The organism is Streptomyces sp. JLSY215 (assembly GCF_059682825.1).
The window spans coordinates 5922999-5943781 of record NZ_CM185022.1; the positions used below are offsets into that span (position 1 = coordinate 5922999).

Consider the following 20783-nt stretch of genomic DNA (forward strand, 5'->3'; position numbering starts at 1 on the left):
ATGACGAGTACGCCGTACGAAATACCGAACGGGGCACATCCGCTGTCCGCTGCGCAGCGGGAAGTCCTGCTGGGACAGCAGCACAGCGGTCCCGACGACGTGTCCTACAACGTCGCCCAGTACGTGGAGATCCACGGCCCGGTCGACCCGCCGCTGTTCGAGGCGGCACTGCGCACCGTGATCGATGAGGCGGATTCGCTGCGCGTCCGGTTCGCGCCGGCGGACAGCCCCGAACGCACCCGTCAGATACTCGACCCGGCCGGCGCCGACTGGCCGCTGCACCACCTGGACGTCTCCGCCGCGCCGGACCCGCGCGCCGCCGCCGTGCAGTGGATGGAACGGGATCTGCGGGCACCCGTCGACCTCACCCGCGGCCCGCTGTTCGCCCAGGCGCTGTTCCGGGTCTCCGCCGACCGCTTCTTCTGGTACCAGCGCACGCACCACATCCTCATCGACGGTTTCAGCTGGTCGCTGCTCGTCCACCGGCTGGCCGACGTCTACTCCGCACTGGCCGCCGGCCGGCCCGTCACGGAGCGCACCTTCCCCACGCTGCGCGCCATGCTCGACGAGGACCACCGCTACCAGGAGTCGCAGCGGTGCGCGGACGACCGCGCGTACTGGGCGGCGCGGTCGGCCGGCCAGCCGGAGCCCGTCCTGCTGGCGGACCCGGCCCCCGTGCGGAGCACCGCCGCGCCGGCGAACATGCTGCGCAGGACGTCCGTGGTGAGCGGCCCGACCGCGGAGGCGATCGATGCGCTCGCCCGCCGGTGCGGGACGAAGTGGTCCCGCGTCGCCATCGCGCTGACCGCGGCCCATGTGCACCGCTGCGTCGGAGCCACCGACCTCGTGCTCGGCCTGCCGGTGACCGGACGGGTCGGCGACGCCGACCGTGCCGCCGTCGGGATGATGTCCAACATCCTGCCGCTGCGCGTCGAGGTGCACCCCGACGACAGTTTCGTGGACCTGACCAGGCGCGTCGCCGCCACCACCGACGCGCTGCTGCGCCACCAGCGCTACCGCGGCGAGGCCCTCCGCAGGGGCGCAGGTCCGGGCGCCGGGCACCAGCGGTTCGGCGGCCCCGTGGTGAACGTCGGGGCCTCGCACTACGACGTCCGGTTCGCCGGACACCCCGTCACCGTGCACAACCTCTCCTACCGCCCCGTCGACGACTTCTCGGTGTCCATCTACCGGCGGCAGGCCCACGAAGGACCGGGCCTGCGGCTCTTCTTCGACGTCAATGCCGCCACCTACGACGACGCCTCCCTGGCCTCGCACCAGCGCCGCTTTCTGCGCCTGCTGGAGGGGGTGACGAGTGAGCCGGACAAGGGCGTGGGACGGGTCGATGTGCTGACCGCCGAGGAGCGGGATCAGGTGTGGGGCTGGGGTGCCTCGGGGCCCGGGGTGGAGCCGGTGTGCGCGCCGGAGTTGTTCGGGGCGCGGGTGGCTGCGGCGCCGGGTGCGGTGGCGTTGGTGTGTGGTGATGTGTCGTTGAGTTATGCGGAGTTGGATGCTCGTGCGGATCGGTTGGCGCGGGTGTTGGTGGGTCGGGGTGTGGGGCCGGAGTGTGTGGTGGCGTTGGCGTTGCCGAGGTCGGTGGCGTTGGTGGTGTCGGTGTTGGCGGTGTGGAAGGCGGGGGGTGCGTATCTGCCGGTGGATACGGAGTATCCGGCGGAGCGCATCGAGTTCATGTTGCGGGATTGTGCGCCGGTGTTGGTGGTGGCTGGTGAGGACACGGTGGGTCGTCTGCCGGCCGTGGACGGTTCTTCCGTCGAGTTGTTTGAGGAGTTGGAGCGTGAGGCGGCCGCTCTGGGTTCCGGTGGCGTGCGTGATGGGGGGCGTCGTGTGCCCCTTCACGTTGGTAACGCTGCGTATGTGATTTATACCTCTGGGTCGTCGGGGTGGCCTAAGGGTGTGGTGGTGTCGCATGCGGGTGTGGCGGGGTTGGTGGGTGCGCAGGTGGGGTTGTTGGGGGTGGGGCCTGGGTGTGGGGTGTTGCAGTTTGCGTCGCCGAGTTTTGATGCGGCGTTTTGGGAGTTGTGTATGGGGTTGTTGTCGGGTGCTGTGTTGGTGGTGGCGCCTGGTGGGGGGTTGTTGTCGGGGGATGTGTTGCGGGATGTGTGTGTGGGGGGTGGTGTGTCGCATGTGACGTTGCCGCCTGCGGTGTTGGGGGCGTTGGGGGAGGGGGTGTTGCCGTCTGGGGTGACGGTGGTGGTGGCTGGTGAGGCGTTGGGTGTGGGGGTGGTGGAGCGTTGGGTGCCGCGGGTGGGGCGGTTGGTGAATGCGTATGGGCCGACGGAGTCGACGGTGTGTGTGTCGATGAGTGGGTCGTTGGGTGTGGGGGCGGGGGTGCCGTCGATCGGGCGTCCGTTGGCGGGCTTCCGGGCGTATGTGCTGGATGGTGGGTTGCGTCCGGTGCCTGCGGGTGTTGCGGGTGAGTTGTATGTGTCGGGTGCGGGTCTGGCACGGGGCTACAAGGACCGTGCGGGGCTGACCGCGGAGCGGTTCGTTGCGGACCCCTTCGGTGCCGCGGGCGGGCGGATGTATCGGACCGGGGATGTGGTCCGCTGGCGTGCGGGCGGCGAGCTGGAGTTCGTCGGACGCGCCGATGATCAGGTCAAGGTGCGGGGTTTCCGGATCGAGCCGGGTGAGATCGAGGCCGCGCTGGCCCGGCAGCCGGGAGTCGCGCAGAGTGCGGTGGTGGTGCGGGAGGACCGGCCGGGTGATCGCCGCCTGACCGCCTACATCGTCCCGGACCGGACCGCGGACGGGCAGCCGGCGGAGGCCGAGCCGGAACGCCTCGCCGAGTGGCGGAGCGCCTACGAGGAGCTGTACGCGGCCGAGGGGAAGTCGGCCGGTCTCGGCGAGAACTTCGCCGGCTGGAACAGCAGTTACGACGGACGCCCCATACCGCTTGCGCAGATGCGCGAATGGCGGGCGGCCACCGTCGACCGGATCCTCGAACTGCGCCCGCGCCGGGTGCTGGAAATCGGCGTCGGCAGCGGGCTGATCCTCTCCGGGGTCGCGCCGCACTGCGAGGAGTACTGGGGCACGGACCTCTCGCACGAGGCGGTCGCCGCCCTGCGGGAGCAGACCGCGCGGCAGCCCGGCCTCGCCGACATCGTCACGCTGCTGGCCCGTCCCGCGCACCAGGTCGACGGTCTTCCCCAGCGGCACTTCGACACCGTCGTCCTCAATTCCGTCGTCCAGTACTTCCCCAGCGGCGACTACCTGACGCGGGTGCTGGACGCGGTGCTGCCGCTCCTCGCCCCCGGTGGCGCCGTGTTCGTCGGCGACGTACGCAATCTGCACCTGCTGCGCCATCTGCAGACCGCGGTCCAGGCGCGGCAGCTCGGTGCCGGGGCCGGTCACGAGGCGCTGCGCCGGGCCGTTGACCAGGGCGCCGCGGCGGAGCGGGAGTTGCTGGTCGCACCCGGGTTCTTCCTGCGCTTCGCGGCGGCCTCCGGGGCGTCGGCGGAGGTCGGGCTGCGCCGCGGCCGGGCCCGCAACGAGCTGACGCGACACCGCTACGACGTCTTGCTGCGCCCGGCCGGTGCGGCCCGGCCCGCCGCTCCGCCCGCCACCGTGCTGGAGTGGGCGGCGCAGTCCGGCGGCACCGAGCGGCTGCGCACGCTGCTCACCTCCGGTGACCACCACACGCTGGTGGTGACCGGTATCCCCAACGCGCGACTGACGGGCGAGGCGGCCGCGCTGCGCCGCCTGGACGACGGCGGCGACGCGGCGGCGGTGCTGGCGGCGCTGGAGGAGGAGCCGTACGCGGGCCCTGCGGACGCCGCGCCCCCGGCCGGCGGTGCCCTCGACCCCGAGGAGGTGCACGCCCTCGCCGCCGAGCTGGGGCTGCGGGTGCGCACCCGCTGGACCGCCGGGGCCGTCGACGGCGCCTTCGATGCGCTCTTCTCCGTTACCGGGCCGCCCGCCGACGAGACGGTGCCCGGTCCGCTGCCCGATGCCGCCTGCACCAACACCCCCAGGGCGGCGCTGGACACCGCGGCCTTCGTGGCCGGCGTCCGTGGGCGCCTCGGTGGGCTGCTGCCGGGCCACCTCGCCCCGGCCGAGTACGTCGTGCTCGACCGGATCCCGCTGACGCCCAGCGGCAAGGTCGACCGGGCCGCCCTGCCCCGTCCCGACCGGGGCGGCCAGGACACCGGCGCCGCCGCGCGCACCCCGGTCGAGGAGCTCCTGTGTGAGCTGTTCGCCGAGGTGCTGGGGCTGGAACGGGTCGGCGTCGAGGCCAACTTCTTCACGCTCGGCGGCGACAGCATCGGCTCCATGCAGGTGGTCCGCCGGGCCCGGGACATGGGTCTCGACGTCACCACACGGGAGGTGTTCGAGCACAAGACGGTCGCGGCGCTGGCGGGCGTCGTACGGACGGTGGACACGGCCGCGCGGGACAGCGCGGCGGACGACGGCGTCGGGGAGCTGCCGGAGACGCCGATCATGTGCTGGCTGCGGGAACAGGGCGGCCCGCTCGAAGGGTTCCACCAGTCCGTCCTGGTGCACACGCCGGCGGGCTTCGACGTCGCGGCGCTCACCCGCTGCCTGGACCTGCTGCTGGACCGGCATGCGGCGCTGCGGCTGCACACCCTGGGCGCCGACGACGCCGACGGCGCGGGACGGCGGCGGCTGTGCGTCGCACCGCCCGGCGGCCTGCGGGCCGCGGAAGGCATCCGCCGCGTCGACGCCCGGGGCCTGGGCGAGGACGCGCTGGGGGCCGCGGTCGCCCGGGAGACGGAGCGTGCGGCGCGCTCGCTGACGCCGGACGGCGGTCCGCTGGTGCGCGCCGTGCTCTTCGACGCCGGGCCGGACCGGGCGGGCCGGCTGCTGGCCATGGTCCATCACCTCGCGGTCGACAGCGTCTCGTGGCGGGTGCTCCTGGAGGACCTGGCGGTGGCCGCGGAGGCGGTCGCGCGCGGGCGGGAGCCCGACTGGACGCCGCCCGGTACCTCCTTCCGCCGGTGGGCCGAACTGCTCGCCGCCGAGGCGGTCACCGAACGACGGACCGCCGAACTCCCTTTATGGGAAGGAATATTGGCGGACCCCGAACCGTCCCTGGGGGAACGTCCCCTCGACCCTGCCCGGGACACGGTGGGCCGCAGCCGGTCGATCGGCCTGGACCTGCCGGCCGAGCACGCCGAGCCGCTGCTGACCGACATCCCCGCCGCGTTCCACGGCAAGGCCGACGATGTGCTGCTCACCGGCCTGGCGCGGGCCGTGGCCCGGTGGCGCCGCCGCCGCGGCACCGGGCACGGCACCGCGGTGCTCGTCGACCTGGAAGGCCACGGCCGGGAGGAGATCGCCGAGGGGACGGATCTGTCCCGCACCGTGGGCTGGTTCACCACCATGTACCCGGTCCGCCTCGATCCGGGCGACGACGGTCCGGGCGCCCCACCGGGGAGCGCGGTCAAGCGCGTCAAGGAGCAGCTGCGCGCGCTGCCGGACCACGGGCTCGGCTACGGCCTGCTGCGCCACCTCAATCCGGACACGGCCGCGGTCCTCGCGGCCCGGCCCGGCCCGCAGATCCGTTTCAACTATCTCGGGCGCGTCGGCACGGTGCACGAAGCGCCCTGGGCGCCGGTCTCGGACGACGGTGCCCTCCAGGGCGGCGCCCATCCGGACACGCCCGTCTCGCACCCGCTGGCGCTGAGCGTGCGCGCCGTGGGCCGCGCGGGACGGACACGGCTGCGGGCGACGTGGACATGGCCGGAGGGATTCCTGCCGGAGCACGCGGTGCGGGAGCTCGCCGAGACCTGGTTCGAGGAGCTGGTCCGGCTCGGCACCGACGCGCTGGAGCCGGCCGCAGGGGGACTGAGCCCCTCCGACATCACGCTGGTGACGCTGGATCAGTCCGAAATCGAGGAACTCGAGGCCGAGTGGGGGGACTCATGACGAAGCGACCGGGGATCCAGGACATCCTTCCCCTCTCTCCGTTGCAGGAGGGGCTGCTGTTCCACACGCTGTACGACGACGAGGCGCCCGACGCGTACACCGTGCAGCTCGTCCTCGACCTCGACGGCCCGCTCGACGCCGAAGCGCTGCGGGACGCGCTGCGGGATCTGCTGGACCGGCATGCGAACCTGCGCGTGGGCGTCCGGCACCGGGGCCTGGCCCAGCCCGTGCAGTTCGTGCCGCGCGCCGTCGAACTGCCCTGGACCACGCACGACGTCGCCGGACTCGCCGCGCAGGAGGCCGGGGACCGGTTCGCGGAGATCGCCGAGGAGGACCGGGCCCGGCGCTTCGACCTCTCCCGGCCCCCGTTGCTGCGCGCCACCCTGGTGCGCTTCGGCCCCGACCGCCACCGGCTGCTGCTCGCCGTGCACCACCTCGTGCTCGACGGCTGGTCGATGCCGATCGTGGTGCGCGAGCTGTTCGCCTTCTACCGCTCCCGCACCACCGGCGAGCCGGACGGGCTACCGTCCGTACGGCCCTACCGGGACTTCCTCGGCTGGCTCGCCGGCCAGGACCGTGCCGCCGCCGAGCAGGCCTGGCGCGAGGCGCTGGCCGGCCTCGGCGAACCGGCCCGGCTTCCCCTGCAGGGCGGCACACCGGGCCACGCCCTGCCGCAGCAGGCCGTCGCCGAACTGCCGGAGGAGGTGACCGCCGGCGTCCGGGCCGTCGCGCGCGAGCACGGCCTCACCGTCAACACGGTCGTCCAGGGCCTGTGGGCGCTGCTGCTCGGCAGGCTGACGGGACGTCGGGACGTGGTCTTCGGCACCACGGTGTCCGGCCGCCCGGCCGACCTTCCGGGCGCCGACGGCATGGTCGGCCTGTTCGTGAACACGGTGCCGGTGCGGGTACGGCTGCGGCACGGCGAGGAACTCGCCACGTTCCTCGACCGGCTCCAGCAGGAACAGGCCCGGCTGCTGCCGCACCAGCACCTCGGCCTCGCCGACATCCAGCGCGCCGCCGGCGGCGGCGAGCTGTTCGACACCACCACCGTCTTCGAGAACTACCCCCGCGATCCCGCGGCGTTCGGCTCGCTCGCCCCCGGACTGCGGCTGGGCGGCCTGACGAGCCACGACGCCACGCACTACCCGCTCACCCTCGTCGTCTCCCCGCGCGGGGAACGCCTCGTCCTGCGCCTGGGCTTCCGGCCGGACACCGTCGGGCGGTCCGAGGCGGACCGTCTGCTGGCGGGCCTGGCCGCACTGTTCCGCACCCTCGCCGATGACCCGCTGCGCCCGCTCGGCCGGATACCCGTGGTGACGGACGACGCACGCGATCTGGCGCTCGGCCGGGCCCGGGAGACCGGGCGGACCGGGCGGACCCACGACGAGCACCCCGGCGACGAGCCGGGCGACGAGCTCGGCGAAGCCGCCGCGACACTGCCCGCACTGTTCGCGGCCCAGGTGGCGCGCACCCCGGACCGGACCGCGGTGACCTGCGACGGGACCGCACTGACCTACGCCGAACTGGACGAGCGGGCCACGCGGCTGGCCCGCCGCCTCACGGCCCGCGGCGCCGGCCCGGAACGCCTCGTCGCCCTCGCCCTGCCGCGCTCCACCGACCTGGTGGTCGCCCTTCTCGCGGTCCTCAAGACCGGCGCCGGGTATCTGCCCCTCGACCCGGACTACCCGGCCGAGCGCCTGACCTTCATGCTCGGTGACGCCCGCCCCGCCCTGCTGCTGACCGACGCCGCCACGGCGGCCCGCCTGCCGGAGACGGACGGCGTCGCCCACGTCGACCTGGAGACACTGCTCCGCGACGCCGCCGCGGACCCCGGCGACGACCCCGCCGCCGACCACGGCGCACCGGCCGGCCGGCCGCTGCCGGACGGCACCGCGTACGTCATCTACACCTCCGGCTCCACCGGCACCCCCAAGGGCGTGGTCGTCCCGCACCGCAACGTCGTCCGGCTCTTCACCGCCACCCGCCGCTGGTTCGACTTCGGCCCCGACGACACCTGGACCCTCTTCCACTCCAGCGCCTTCGACTTCTCGGTATGGGAACTGTGGGGAGCGCTGCTGCACGGCGGACGCCTGGTCGTGGTCGGGCACGACGTCAGCCGCTCGCCCGCGGAGTTCCTGCGCCTGCTGGTCCGCGAGCGGGTCACCGTCCTGAACCAGACACCGTCCGCGTTCCACCAGCTCTCCCTCGCCGACCGCGAGGACCCGGAAACCGGGGGACAGCTCCGCCTCCGGTACGTGATCTTCGGCGGCGAGGCGCTGGACACCGGCCGGCTGACGGACTGGTACCGCCGCCACCCGCACACCCCGCGGCTGTCCAACATGTACGGCATCACGGAAACGACCGTGCACGTCAGCCATCTGGCCCTGGACGCCGCCGCGGCCGCCGACGGACCGTCCGGCGGGATCGGCCGGGGCATCCCCGACCTGCGGGTGTACGTACTCGACGGCGCCCTCCAGCCGATGCCGCCCGGCGTGCCCGGCGAGCTGTACGTGGCGGGCGCCGGGCTCGCCCGCGGCTATCTCGACCGGCCCGCCCTGACCGCCGACCGCTTCTGCGCCGACCCCTACGGGCCGCCCGGCAGCCGGATGTACCGCACCGGGGACCTGGGGCGGTGGCGCGCCGACGGCACGCTGGAGTACGCCGGCCGCGCCGACCAGCAGGTCAAGCTGCGCGGATTCCGGATCGAACTCGGCGAGATCGAGGCCGTCCTCGCCCGCCACCCCCAGGTGGCGCACGCCGCCGTCGTGGTGCGCGAGGACCAGCCGGGCGACCGGCGCCTGGTCGCCTACACCGTCCCCGAGCCCCACACCACCCCGGACCCGCACGAGCTGCGCACCGCCGCCGCCCGCGTCCTGCCCGGCCACATGGTCCCCGCCGCCTACGTGGTCCTCGACGCCCTCCCGCTGACCGGCAACGGGAAACTCGACCGGGCCGCCCTGCCCGCGCCCGAGGCCGCCGCCCCGGCCGGCGACGGCCGGGCCGCCGCCACACCGCGCGAGGAGATCCTGCGCGGGCTGTTCGCCGAGGCCCTCGGCCTGCCGGACGTCGGCGGCGACGGCGACTTCTTCGTCCTGGGCGGACACTCGCTGCTGGCCACCCGGCTGATCAGCAGGATCCGGACGGTGCTGGGGACCGAGGTCCCGATCCGCACCCTGTTCGAGGCGCCCACCCCGGCCGCTCTGGCGGCGCGCCTCGACGGCGGCGGCACCGTACGCCCGCCGCTGCGCCCCGGCCCCGCCGACGGACCGGTCCCGCTCTCCTTCGCCCAGCGCCGGCTGTGGTTCCTCAACGCCTTCGACGGCCCCGGCCCCGTCTACAACCTGCCGCTCGCCCTGCGGCTCCGCGGCCCGCTGGACACCGGGGCACTGCGGTCCGCACTGACGGACGTCGTCGCCCGGCACGACACCCTGCGCACCGTCTTCCCCGCGACCGCCGCCGCCGGTGACGGGGCGGACGAGCCCGTCCAGCACGTCCTGGACGACGACCGGACCGAGGTGCCGCTGCCCGTCACCCCCACGACCGAGGAGCGGCTGCCCGACGAGCTGGCGGCCGCCGCGCGGTACGGATTCGACCTCGCCACCGAAATCCCGCTGCGCGCCCAGTTGTTCACGACCGGCGAGGACGAACACGTCCTGCTCGTCCTCCTGCACCACATCGCGGGCGACGGCCTCTCCCTGGCGCCGCTCACCGCCGACCTGGGCGCCGCGTACGCCGCCCGCCGCGCCGGACACGCCCCCGACTGGGCGCCGTTGCCGCTGCGCTATGCCGACTACGCCCGGTGGCAGCGCGAACTCCTGGGGGGCGAGGACGACCGGGACGGCGTCGCGGCCCGCCAACTGGCCTACTGGCGCGCGGCGCTGGCCGCCCTGCCCGACCAGCTCGACCTGCCCACCGACCGCCCCCGGCCCGCCGTCACCCGCTACGCCGGTGCCACCCTGCGCTTCACGCTCGACGCCGAGCTGCACCGGCACCTGCTGACCCTGGCCCGCGCCACCGGCACCACCCTTTTCATGACGCTCCAGGCCGGCCTGGCCACCCTCCTCGACCGGCTGGGCGCGGGCAGCGACATCCCTCTCGGCACCCCCGTCGCCGGCCGCACCGACAGCGGACTCGACGGGCTGGTGGGACTGTTCGTCAACACCCTCGTGCTACGCACCGACACCTCCGGCAACCCCAGCTTCCGCGCCCTCCTCGCCCGGGTCCGCAGCACCGACCTCGACGCCTACGCCCACCAGGACCTGCCGTTCGAGCAGCTCGTGGAGGCGCTCAACCCCGAGCGCGCGCTCTCCCGGCACCCGCTCTTCCAGGTGATGCTCGCCCTCCAGGGCCATGACGGCATCGGCGCCGAGCTGCCCGGCCTGCACGCCCGCCCGGAGCGGGTGGACGTCGGCGTGGCCAAGTTCGACCTGTCCTTCAGCTTCACCGAGAAACGGGACACGGACGGCGGCCCCGGCGGTCTCGACGGCCTCGTCGAGTACAGCTCCGACCTGTTCGACCCCGCCACCGCCGACGCGATCGCGGCCCGGCTGACCCGCCTGCTGGCCGCTGCCGCCGCCGAGCCGGACCGGCCCGTCGGACAGCTGGACGTCCTGGCCCCCGAGGAGCGCCACCACCTGCTCCACGAGATCAACGCCACGGACCGGCCGGTACCCGACCAGGACGTGCCCGAGCTGTTCGAGGCATGGGCGGCCCGGACGCCCGGCGCACCGGCCCTGCTGCACGGGGACACCGAGCTCGACTACGCGGAGCTCAACGCGCGGGCGAACCGTCTGGCGCGGGCGCTGGTCCGGCGCGGAGCGGGCCCCGAGCGCACCGTGGCCGTGCTCCTGCCCCGCACCCCCGACCTCGTGGTCGCGCTGCTCGCCGTCCTCAAGACCGGCGGCGCCTACCTGCCGCTGGATCCGTGCCACCCGCCGGAGCGGATCGCCGCCGTCCTCGCCGACGCCGGTCCCGCGCTGCTGCTCACCGACGCCACAGGGGCGGCCGTCCCGGCCGGCGCGGCCGCGGACATCCCCCGGCTGGTGACCGGCCTGCCGGACACCGCCGCGGAACTCGCCGCCCAGGACGCCGGGGATCTGCGCGCCGCGGAGCGCGGCGGGCCGGTGTCCGACGCGCACCCCGCCTACGTCATCTACACCTCGGGTTCCACCGGCGCCCCCAAGGGAGTCGTCGTCCCCCGGTCCGCCCTGCGCAACCTGCTCCTCGCGATGGGCGACCACCTCCGACTGACCGCGCGGGACCGGCTGCTGGCCGTCACCACCGTCAGCTTCGACATCGCGGCGCTCGAACTGTACGCACCGCTGCTCCACGGCGCCGCGGTGGTCCTGGCCACCGAGGACGAGGTCCGCGAGCCGCACGCCCTGACCCGGCGCATCGCCCGGTCCGGCGCCACCGCCGTCCAGGCCACCCCCTCGCTGTGGCAGACCGTGGTCGCCGCCGACCCGGACGGGCTGCGCGGCCTGCGGATCCTCGTCGGCGGCGAACCGCTGCCCGCACCGCTGGCCGCCCGGCTGGCGGACCTGGGCCGCACCGTCACCAATGTCTACGGCCCCACCGAGACCACCGTCTGGTCGACCGCCGCCGAGGTCCCGCCCGGCCCGGCTGCCACACCGTCCCTCGGCCGGCCGCTGTGGAACACCCGGGTGTATGTGCTGGACGGTGGGTTGCGTCCGGTGCCGGTGGGTGTTGCGGGTGAGTTGTATGTGTCGGGTGCGGGTCTGGCGCGGGGTTATGGCGGGCGTGCGGGTCTGACGGCGGAGCGGTTCGTTGCGGATCCCTTCGGTGCCGCCGGTGGGCGCATGTATCGGACCGGTGACGTGGTCCGCTGGCGTGCAGGCGGCGAGCTGGAGTTCGTCGGGCGCGCCGATCATCAGGTGAAGGTGCGGGGCTTCCGCGTCGAGCTGGGTGAGATCGAGGCGGTCCTCGCCCGCCGCCCCGAGGTCCGCCGCGCCGTGGTCGTGGTCCGGGAGGACCGGCCGGGCGATCAGCGGATCACCGCCTACGTGGTCCCGGCGGAGCCCGGCGCTGCCGATCCCGGCGAACTGCGGCACCACGTCGGCCGACTGCTGCCGGAGTACATGGTGCCGGGTGCGGTGGTGGTGCTGGATGAGTTGCCGTTGACGCCGAACGGGAAGGTGGATCGGTCGGCGTTGCCGGTGCCGGGTGTGGTGGTGGTGGGTTCGGGGCGGGCGGCGCGGACGGGGCAGGAGGAGGTTTTGTGCCGCCTGTTCGGTGAGGTGTTGGGTGTCGAAGGGGTCGGGTTGGATGACGACTTCTTTGCGTTGGGTGGTCATTCGTTGTTGGCGATGCGTCTGGTGAGCCGTGTGCGTGCGGTGCTGGGTGTGGAGCTGGGGATTCGGGAGTTGTTCGAGGCTGCGTCGGTGGGTGGGGTGGCGCGGGTTTTGGAGGGTGCGGGGTCGGCGCGGCCGGCGTTGTCGGGGGTGGTGCGTCCGGAGCGGATTCCGTTGTCGTTCGCGCAGCAGCGGTTGTGGTTCGTGAATGCGTTGCAGGGTGCGGGTGCGGCGTACAACTTGCCGGTGGCGTTGCGGATTTCTGGTGCGTTGGACCGGGTGGCGCTGGAAGCGGCGCTGGGTGATGTGGTCGAGCGGCACGAGAGCCTGCGCACCGTCTTCCCCGATACGCCCACCGGCCCCGTCCAGCAGGTGCTCACCGGTCCCGCCGCCCGCCCGGCCCTGCTGGTCGAGGCGACCACCGAGGAAGAACTCGGCGACGCCCTCGGCGCGGCCGTCCGCGAGCGGTTCGACCTGTCGGCCCAGGCACCCCTGCGCGCCCGGCTGTTCACCCTCTCCCTGGATGAGTGTGTGTTGTTGCTGGTGGTGCATCACGTGGCGGGGGATGGGTGGTCGTTCGGTCCGTTGGTGCGGGATGTGCGGGTGGCGTATGAGGCGCGGTGTGCGGGGCGGGTTCCGGGGTGGGATGCGTTGCCGGTGCAGTATGCGGATTACGCGGTGTGGCAGCGGTCGCTGCTGGGTGCGGAGGCGGATCCGGAGAGCTTGATGGGGCGTCAGGTGGCGTTCTGGCGTGGGGCGTTGGAGGGGCTGCCGGATCAGTTGGAGTTGCCGGTTGATCGTCCGCGTCCGGCGGTGGCCAGTCATCGTGGTGGCAGTGTCGCGGTGGCGTGGGACGCGGGGCTGCATGCGGGGCTGTTGGGGTTGGCGGGGCAGTCTCGGGCGACGTTGTTCATGGTGGTGCAGGCGGGTCTTGCGGCGTTGTTGTCGCGGATGGGTGCGGGGACGGACATTCCGGTGGGGACGCCGGTGGCGGGTCGTTCGGATGAGGCTCTGGATGATCTGGTCGGGTTTTTCGTGAACACGTTGGTGTTGCGTGCGGATGTGTCGGGTGATCCGTCGTTCCGTGAGGTGTTGGGGCGGGTGCGGGATGCGGATCTGGCGGCGTTCGCGCATCAGGATGTGCCGTTCGAGCGTTTGGTGGAGGTGTTGAATCCGGCGCGGTCGCTGGCGCGGCATCCGTTGTTCCAGGTGATGCTGGCGTTCCAGAACACCACTGCGGTGGATATTGCTCTGCCGGGTCTGCAGACGCGGGCCGAGCCGGTGGTGACGGGTGCGGCCAAGTTCGACCTGTTGCTGAACGTGCGGGAGCGGCGGACGGCGGAGGGGGAGCCGGCGGGTCTGGAGGCGGAGCTGGAGTACAGCACCGATCTGTTCGACCACTCCACCGCCGAAGCCTTCACCGAACGCCTGGAGCGTGTCCTGCGCACGGCCGCCGAAGACGCGGACCGCACCCTCGGCGACTTCGACGTACTGACCACCGAAGAGCGCACGACCCTGCTGCCCGCACCCACCACCACACCCCTGCCACCGGCAGACGTCACCGTGCCCGACCTGCTCCAGGCGCAGGCGGCCGCGACCCCGCGTGCGGCGGCGCTGCTGTGCGCGGGAGAGTCCCTGAGCTACTCGCAGCTCAACGCCCGCGCGAACCGGCTGGCCCGCGTGCTGATCGAGCGGGGCGCCGGGCCCGAGCGGGTCGTGGCCCTTGCGCTGCCCCGGTCACCCGCCCTCGTGGTCGCCATCGTCGCGGTCCTCAAGACCGGCGCCGCCTACCTGCCCGTCGACACCGAGTACCCGGCCGAGCGCATCGCGTTCATGGTCCAGGACTGCGCCCCGGTGTTGGTGGTGGCCGCCGAGGACACCGTGGGCCGGCTGCCGGCCGCGGACGGTCCCGCCCCCGCCCTGATCGAAGACCTGGAACGTGCGGCGGCCGCGCTGGACGGCGACGACGTACGCGACAGCGAGCGCCGCGCCCCGCTGCGTCCGGGCAACCCCGCCTATGTCATCTACACCTCGGGGTCCACCGGACGCCCCAAGGGCGTGGTCATGCCCACCGCCGGCCTGCTGAATCTGCTGTCCTGGCACGTCGGCCGCTTCCCCGGCGGCCCGGGAACGCGTACCGCCCAGTTCACCGCGATCGGCTTCGACTTCTCCGTACAGGAGATCCTCTCGGCGCTGGTCTCCGGCCGGACCCTGGCCGTGCCGTCCGAGGACGAGCGCCGCGACCCGGTGCGTCTGGTGCACTGGCTGGGTCGCCACGAGGTCAACGAGCTGTACGCGCCCACCCCGGTCCTGGAGGCGGTGCTCGCCGCGGCCGACGAGCAGGACTTCCCGCTGCCCGAGCTGTCCGCGCTGTTCCAGGGCGGTGAGGCCCTCGTTCTCGGCCCCCGGCTGCGCGCCTTCGCCGCCGCGCGTCCGGAGCGCCGGGTGCACAACGTCTACGGCCCGGCCGAGACCCACGCGGTCACCACCTGGACGGCACCGGCCGATACCGAGGACTGGCCCGTCTCGGCGCCGATCAGCGGCCCGGTCAGCAACACCCGGGTGTATGTGCTGGACGGTGGGTTGCGTCCGGTGCCGGTGGGTGTTGCGGGTGAGTTGTATGTGTCGGGTGCGGGTCTGGCGCGGGGTTATGGCGGGCGTGCGGGTCTGACGGCGGAGCGGTTCGTTGCGGATCCGTTCGGTGCCGCCGGCGGGCGGATGTACCGGACCGGGGACGTGGTGCGGTGGCGTGCGGGTGGTGAGCTGGAGTTCGTCGGACGCGCCGATCATCAGGTGAAGGTGCGGGGTTTCCGTGTCGAGCTGGGTGAGATCGAGGCGGTCCTCGCCCGGCAGTCGGGAGTCGCCCAGACCGCCGTGGTGGTGCGGGAGGACCGGCCCGGGGACCAGCGACTGGTGGCGTACGTCGTGCCCGCGCGGGCCGCTGCCGTGCCGCGTCCCGCGGAGCTGCGCGAGGCCGCGTCCCGTGAACTGCCGGAGTACATGGTGCCGGGTGCGGTGGTGGTGCTGGATGAGTTGCCGTTGACGCCGAACGGGAAGGTGGATCGGTCGGCGTTGCCGGTGCCGGGTGTGGTGGTGGTGGGTTCGGGGCGGGCGGCGCGGACGGGGCAGGAGGAGGTTTTGTGCCGTCTGTTCGGTGAGGTGCTGGGGGTCGAGGGGGTCGGGTTGGATGACGACTTCTTTGCGTTGGGTGGTCATTCGTTGTTGGCGATGCGTCTGGTGAGCCGTGTGCGTGCGGTGCTGGGTGTGGAGCTGGGGATTCGGGAGTTGTTCGAGGCTGCGTCGGTGGGTGGGGTGGCGCGGGTTTTGGAGGGTGCGGGGTCGGCGCGGCCGACGTTGTCGGGGGTGGTGCGTCCGGAGCGGATTCCGTTGTCGTTCGCGCAGCAGCGGTTGTGGTTTGTGAATGCGTTGCAGGGTGCGGGTGCGGCGTACAACTTGCCGGTGGCGTTGCGGATTTCGGGTGCGTTGGACCGGGTGGCGCTGGAAGCGGCGCTGGGCGATGTGGTCGAGCGGCACGAGAGCCTGCGCACCGTCTTCCCCGATATCGACGGCATACCCCACCAGGTCGTCCTGGGCGCCGCCCTGGCCAAGCCCACCCTCCACCAGGTGCACACCACGGAGGCGGAGCTGCCCTCACTGCTCACCGCGGCCGCCCACGAGGTCTTCGCTCTCGATGTCGATCTTCCCCTGAGGGCCCGGCTGCTGGTGCTCGCTCCGGATGAGTGTGTGTTGTTGCTGGTGGTGCATCACGTGGCGGGGGATGGGTGGTCGTTCGGTCCGTTGGTGCGGGATGTGCGGGCGGCGTATGAGGCGCGGTGTGCGGGGCGGGTTCCGGGGTGGGATGCGTTGCCGGTGCAGTATGCGGATTACGCGGTGTGGCAGCGGTCGCTGCTGGGCGCGGAGGCGGATCCGGAGAGCTTGATGGGGCGCCAAGTGGCGTTCTGGCGGGGCGCGTTGGAGGGGCTGCCGGATCAGTTGGAGTTGCCGGTTGATCGTCCGCGTCCGGCGGTGGCCAGTCATCGTGGTGGCAGTGTCGCGGTGGCGTGGGACGCGGGGCTGCATGCGGGGCTGCTGGCGTTGGCGGGGCAGTCTCGGGCGACGTTGTTCATGGTGGTGCAGGCGGGTCTTGCGGCGTTGTTGTCGCGGATGGGTGCGGGGACGGACATTCCGGTGGGGACGCCGGTGGCGGGTCGTTCGGACGAGGCTCTGGATGATCTGGTCGGGTTTTTCGTGAACACGTTGGTGTTGCGTGCGGATGTGTCGGGTGAGCCGTCGTTCCGTGAGGTGTTGGGGCGGGTGCGGGATGCGGATCTGGCGGCGTTCGCGCATCAGGATGTGCCGTTCGAGCGTTTGGTGGAGGTGTTGAATCCGGCGCGGTCGCTGGCGCGGCATCCGTTGTTCCAGGTGATGCTGGCGTTCCAGAACACCACTGCGGTGGATATTGCTCTGCCGGGTCTGCAGACGCGGGCCGAGCCGGTGGTGACCGGTGCGGCCAAGTTCGATCTGCTGTTGAACGTGCGGGAGCGGCGGACGGCGGAGGGGGAGCCGGCGGGTCTGGAGGCGGAGCTGGAGTACAGCACCGACCTGTTCGACCACTCCACCGCCGAAGCCTTCACCGAACGCCTGGAGCGTGTCCTGCGCACGGCCGCCGAAGACGCGGACCGCACCCTCGGCGACATCGACGTACTGACCGCTGAAGAGCGCACGACCCTGCTGCCCGCACCCATCGACGCACCCCAGCCGCCGACGGGTGCCACTGCGCCGGAGTTGTTCGGGGCGCGGGTGGCTGCGGCGCCGGGTGCGGTGGCGTTGGTGTGTGGTGATGTGTCGTTGAGTTATGCGGAGCTTGATGCTCGTGCGGATCGGTTGGCGCGGGTGTTGGTGGGTCGGGGTGTGGGGCCGGAGTGTGTGGTGGCGTTGGCGTTGCCGAGGTCGGTGGCGTTGGTGGTGTCGGTGTTGGCGGTGTGGAAGGCGGGGGGTGCGTATCTGCCCGTCGATACCGAGTATCCGGCGGAGCGCATCGAGTTCATGTTGCGGGATTGTGCGCCGGTGTTGGTGGTGGCTGGTGAGGGCACGGTGGGTCGTCTGCCGGCCGTGGACGGTTCTTCCGTCGAGCTGTTTGAGGAGTTGGAGCGTGAGGCGGCCGCTCTGGATTCCGGTGGTGTGCGTGATGGGGGGCGTCGCGTGCCCCTCCGTGTTGGTAACGCTGCGTATGTGATTTATACCTCTGGGTCGTCGGGGTGGCCTAAGGGTGTGGTGGTGTCGCATGCGGGTGTGGCGGGGTTGGTGGGTGCGCAGGTGGGGTTGTTGGGGGTGGGGCCTGGGTGTGGGGTGTTGCAGTTTGCGTCGCCGAGTTTTGATGCGGCGTTTTGGGAGTTGTGTATGGGGTTGTTGTCGGGTGCTGTGTTGGTGGTGGCGCCTGGTGGGGGGTTGTTGTCGGGGGATGTGTTGCGGGATGTGTGTGTGGGGGGTGGTGTGTCGCATGTGACGTTGCCGCCTGCGGTGTTGGGGGCGTTGGGGGAGGGGGTGTTGCCGTCTGGGGTGACGGTGGTGGTGGCTGGTGAGGCGTTGGGTGTGGGGGTGGTGGAGCGTTGGGTGCCGCGGGTGGGGCGGTTGGTGAATGCGTATGGGCCGACGGAGTCGACGGTGTGTGTGTCGATGAGTGGGTCGTTGGGTGTGGGGGCGGGGGTGCCGTCGATCGGGCGTCCGTTGGCGGGTTTTCGGGCGTATGTGCTGGATGGTGGGTTGCGTCCGGTGCCTGCGGGTGTTGCGGGTGAGTTGTATGTGTCCGGTGCGGGTCTGGCGCGGGGCTACAAGGACCGTGCGGGGCTGACCGCGGAGCGGTTCGTTGCGGACCCCTTCGGTGCCGCGGGCGGGCGGATGTATCGGACCGGGGACGTGGTCCGCTGGCGTGCGGGCGGCGAGCTGGAGTTCGTCGGGCGTGCCGATGACCAGGCGAAGGTGCGGGGTTTCCGGATCGAGCCGGGTGAGGTCGAGGCTGTCCTGGCCCGGCAGCCGGGGGTTGCGCAGACCGCCGTGGTGGTGCGGGAGGACCGGCCGGGTGATCGCCGCCTGACCGCCTACATCGTCCCCGAGGACACTGCCGACACCGCCGACGCCCCCGACGTGGCCGACCTGCGGGCCCGCCTCGCCGACCGGCTGCCCGACCATCTGGTGCCCACCGTCTTCGTCACGCTGGACGCGCTGCCGATGACCCCCACCGGCAAGGTCGACCGTGCCGCGCTGCCTGCGCCCGACCTGGCCGAAGCGGCCGCCGGACAGCAGGGGCGGACACCTCGCGAACGGCTGCTGTGCGGCCTGTTCGCCGAGGTGCTGCACCTTCCCGAGGTCGGCGTCGAGGGCAACTTCTTCAACCTCGGCGGGGACAGCATCAGCTCCATCCAGCTCGTCAGCCTGGCGCGGCAGGCGGGCCTGGAGATCAGCCCCCGCGATGTCTTCCGCCACCAGACGCCCGAGGCGCTCGCGTCGGCCGTCACCGAACCCGGCGCGGCACCGGACACCGCAACGCCGGAGCCCACGGGCCCGCTGCCCCCGACGCCGATCGTGCACTGGCTCCTGGAACGCGGCGGCTCCTTCGACCGCTTCCAGCAGTCCGTACTCCTGCGCACCCCGCAAGACGTGGACGCGGCACGGCTCGTGCACGTCCTGGCCGCCCTCGTCGACCACCACGACGCGCTGCGCCTGACCCTGCGCACCGCCGGCGACGGCCCGCCCGAACTCCTCGTCGGCCCGCCCGGCTCCGTCGACGTCGCCGCCTGTCTGCGGCGGGTGGACATCCGCGGGTTGCGCGACGCGGCGCTGCACGACGTCCTGACCGAGGAGGCGGAGGCCGCGGCGGGCCGGCTGCGCCCGGCGCACGGCATGCTCCAGGCCGTCTGGTTCGACGCCGGGCCCGCGGCGCCCGGCCGCCTGTTACTGACGGTGCATCACCTCGCCGTGGACGGCGTCTCCTGGCGGATCCTGCTGCCCGACCTGGCCGCCGCATGGCAGGCCGTCGCCGACGGCCGGGACCCGCGCCCGGCGCCCACCGGCACTCCGCTGCGCCACTGGGCGCAGTCCCTGGCCGCCGAGGCCGAGCGGCCCGAGCGGGTCGCCGAGCTGCCGCTCTGGAAGAACATGCTCGCCGAGCCGGAACCGGCCCTGGGGGGCCGCCCGCTCGACCCCGGCCGCGACCTGGCCGGCACCACCCGCTCCCTCACCCTGACACTGCCCGCCGACGAGACCGGCCCCCTGCTCACCACGGTCCCCGCCCTCGTCCACGGCAGCGTGAACGACGTCCTGCTCACCGCCTTCGCCGCCGCCGTCGCCCAGTGGCGGCGGGACGCGGGACGCGGGAGCGGCTCCGCGGTCCTCGTCGACCTGGAGGGCCACGGCCGCGAGGAGATCACCGAAACCGCCGAACTGTCCCGCACCGTCGGCTGGTTCACCACACTCTTTCCCGTCCGGCTCGACCCGGGCGTCCTCGAGCGGGACGAGCTGCGCGCCGACCCGACCGCGCTCCGGCGGGCGCTGCGCCGCGTCAAGGAGCAGCTGCGGGACCTGCCGGACAACGGAATCGGCTACGGCCTGCTGCGCTACCTCAACCCGGCCACCGCGCCGGAACTCGCCGCGCTGCGCCCCGCCCAGCTCGCCTTCAACTACCTGGGGCGCTTCCCCGCTGCCGGGGACGCCGACTGGGGGCCCGCCCCCGAACGCGACGCCGTACGAGGCGGTGAGGACCCGGCCCTGCCCGCCGCCCACACCCTCGCCCTCAACGCCGTCACCGCGGACCGCCCCGGCGGGCCCGAACTGACCGCGACCTGGACCTGGCCCGCAGAAGTACTGACCGAGGACTCCGTACGCGCCCTCGCCGAGGAATGGTTCCGCGTACTGGGCGCGCTCGCCGAACTCCCCGAGCGCGGGGAAACCGAGGGGCACACCCCCTCCGACCTCTCCCTGGTCTCGCTGAGCCAGACGCAGATCGACCGACTGGAAGCGAAGTGGAGGACCACCGAATGAGCCGGTCGAGCCTTGAGGACATCCTGCCCCTCTCGCCGCTGCAGGAGGGACTGCTGTTCCACGCCCTCTACGACGAGAGCTCCCCCGACGTCTACACCGTCCAGCTGCAGCTGGAACTCAGCGGACCGCTCGACGCCCCGGCGCTGCGGGCCGCCGGTGACGCGGTGCTCGCCCGCCACGCCGGACTGCGCGCCGGATTCCTGCACGAGGGCCTCGACGTCCCCGTCCAGGCCGTGGCCAGGAACGCGGCCCTGCCCTGGCAGGAAACCGACCTCTCGGCGCTGCGGCCCGCGAAACGGGACCAGGAACTGGCCCGCGTCCTGGAGGAGGACCGGGCCCGCCGCTTCGACCTCGGCCGGCCGCCGCTGCTGCGCGCCACCCTGGTACGCCTCGCGGCCGAACGGCACTGCCTGGTGCTGACCTGCCACCACATCATCCTCGACGGCTGGTCGCTGCCCGTCCTGGTACGCGAATGGCTCGCCGTGTACGCACGGGGCGGCGACACCGGCTTCCTGCCCCGCCCGACGCCGT

General features: G+C 72.9%; 3 protein-coding genes (1 of these 3 only partly in view). All 3 read left to right on the forward strand.

Annotated features, from left to right (window positions below):
- Tightly spaced (each overlapping or abutting the next), the 3 genes in view from AC5677_RS26650 to AC5677_RS26660 form a layout consistent with a single transcriptional unit that may run on beyond the window.
- Positions 1–5904, forward strand: coding sequence for an amino acid adenylation domain-containing protein (locus tag AC5677_RS26650; protein ID WP_497190448.1), 5904 nt, complete (start codon positions 1–3; stop codon positions 5902–5904).
- On the forward strand, positions 5901–20252 hold the full coding sequence (locus AC5677_RS26655; protein WP_497190449.1) for an amino acid adenylation domain-containing protein: 14352 nt from the start codon (positions 5901–5903) through the stop codon (positions 20250–20252). The genes AC5677_RS26650 and AC5677_RS26655 overlap by 4 nt, the downstream gene beginning before the upstream one ends.
- Positions 20249–20783, forward strand: partial view of an amino acid adenylation domain-containing protein gene (locus AC5677_RS26660; protein ID WP_497190450.1) — the start only. It continues 6731 nt past the right edge of the window; 535 of the gene's 7266 nt are visible here — the first part of the coding sequence; it begins with the start codon at positions 20249–20251; its stop codon lies beyond the right edge, outside the window. Before AC5677_RS26655 ends, AC5677_RS26660 begins: the two co-directional genes overlap by 4 nt.